Consider the following 2155-nt stretch of genomic DNA (forward strand, 5'->3'; position numbering starts at 1 on the left):
GATCTGTCCAATCCCGAGCGGTTCACGAACGTCCGCAACACCATCGAGACCCTGTTCGACTGGGGGATCGTCCCGATCATCAACGAGAACGACGCGATCGCGACCGAGGAAATCCAGATCGGCGACAACGACATGCTTTCGGCGTCGGTCGCTATCGGCGTCGATGTCGATCTGCTGGTGACGCTGACCGATGTCGGCGGCGTCTACACTGGCAATCCGAAGGACGACGATGACGCGGAACTGATCGAAGCAGTCGGCACGAACTACGACACCGTCCAGTCGCTCGTCGACGACAGCACGACCGCCGAGTTCGGCGGCATCCAGACCAAAGTTGAGGGCGCACGCGATGTGAGCGAACACGGCACGCCCGCAATCATTGCGAACTCGGCGGACCGAGACGTGCTGGAACGGATCGCTACTGCCAAATCAGTGGGTACGCTATTCGTCCCAATAAACGGAGCCACAGATGACTGAATACGACACGGAATCTCAGGTGACCGACGCACAGCACGCCGCGCTGCAGTTGGCAAACGTCGACGAAGCGACGCGCAACGCGGCGCTCGAATCGATCGCTGACGCCATTCGCGGCCACGAGACGGAGATCCGCGAGGCCAACGCGACCGACGTGGCGGAGGCGGAGACAATGCTCGAACAGGGAGAGTACACCCAGGCGCTCGTCGACCGGCTGAAACTTGACGACGCAAAACTTGAGAGCATCGCTGAAATGGTCGAGAGCGTTGCCGAACAGGAAGATCCACTCGGCGAGACACTGGAAGCCCGAGAATTGGACGAGAATCTCGAACTGTACAAGGTCGCCGTCCCGATCGGTGTCGTGGGCACTATCTTCGAGTCACGGCCGGACGCACTGGTCCAGATCGCTGCCCTCGCCCTCAAATCCGGCAACGCCGTCATCCTCAAAGGCGGCAGTGAAGCGAGCGATTCCAACCGCGTCCTCTACGAGATCATCCGCGAGGCGACCGCCGAGCTGCCCGACGGCTGGGTCCAGCTCATCGAAGCCCACGAGGAGGTCGACCGCCTGCTGGAGATGGACGACAAAGTGGATCTGCTGATGCCCCGCGGTTCCTCGGAGTTCGTTTCCTACATCCAGAACAACACCCAGATTCCAGTCCTGGGCCACACGGAAGGGATCTGTCACGTCTACGTTGACGAAGACGCCGACCTCGAACAGGCCGAAGAAATCGCCTTCGACGCCAAAGTCCAGTATCCGGCGGTCTGTAACGCTGTCGAGACGCTACTGGTCGACGAACGCGTCGCCGAGACGTTCCTCCCGGCCATCGTCGAGCGCTACGAGGATGCCGGCGTCGAACTCCGCGGTGACGAGGCGACTCGCGAGATCGTCAACGTGGGCGAGGCGACAGACGACGACTGGGACACCGAGTACGGGGATCTCGAACTGTCGATCAAGATCGTTTCGGACGTGTACGAGGCTGTCGAACACATCAACGCCCACGGCTCGAAGCACACCGAGTCAATCGTCACCGAAAACGCCGAGACCGCCGAGCTGTTCATGACCGGCATTGACGCCGCGAGCGTCTTCCACAACGCCTCAACGCGCTTTGCTGACGGCTATCGCTACGGTCTTGGTGCAGAAGTCGGCATCTCGACGGGGAAGATCCACGCTCGTGGCCCGGTCGGGTTGGCGGGGTTGACGACCTACAAGTACTACCTCCAAGGCGATGGCCAGCTTGTGGCCACCTACGCAGGTGAAGACGCCACGCCGTTCACCCACGAGGACTTTGATGGCGAGTGGACGCCCGGCCGACTCAAGACTGAATAGCCGAAATCGCGCCTGATCTGCCGTTTTGGGTACGAGAAATTATCTTAATCGTGGGTTAGTGAAGCAGAACAGTTCGCCGGCTTCGAAGTAGTTGTACAGTTCGAGACAACAACGCATACTGGTGCAGAATTCACCCAAAACCCCTACCCGGGTGCCCGTCTGCCCCTGTTCCACCTTTAGAGCAGTTGTTTGGGATATCCAACGTAGTGAGAGACAAGATGCAGATGTCAGAATAGAACGTTAGCACACTAAAAACCGTGCTGCAATCTTGTGCTGGTTCCTTTGCTGCTCGCAATTTCAGTGACTGTCACCAATCAAACCTTTCAATCCCGGTGTGGGTTTTCTGCCCGTCGTGAC

General features: G+C 59.3%; 2 protein-coding genes. Both read left to right on the forward strand.

Translation table 11 applies throughout. From position 1 onward, the window contains the following. A partial coding sequence (locus BMX17_RS24740) for an amino acid kinase family protein (RefSeq protein ID WP_449272168.1) occupies positions 1 to 474 on the forward strand: 474 nt, incomplete at its 5' end. Further along, positions 467 to 1798 carry a glutamate-5-semialdehyde dehydrogenase gene (locus BMX17_RS24745; RefSeq protein ID WP_092665283.1) on the forward strand — a complete coding sequence of 444 codons (1332 nt, stop codon included), beginning with the start codon at positions 467 to 469 and terminating at the stop codon, positions 1796 to 1798. The genes BMX17_RS24740 and BMX17_RS24745, both read left to right, overlap by 8 nt. Positions 1799 to 2155: the final 357 nt, after the last annotated feature.

Origin of the sequence: Halorientalis persicus, assembly GCF_900110215.1 — an archaeon.
Lineage (GTDB): Archaea > Halobacteriota > Halobacteria > Halobacteriales > Haloarculaceae > Halorientalis > Halorientalis persica.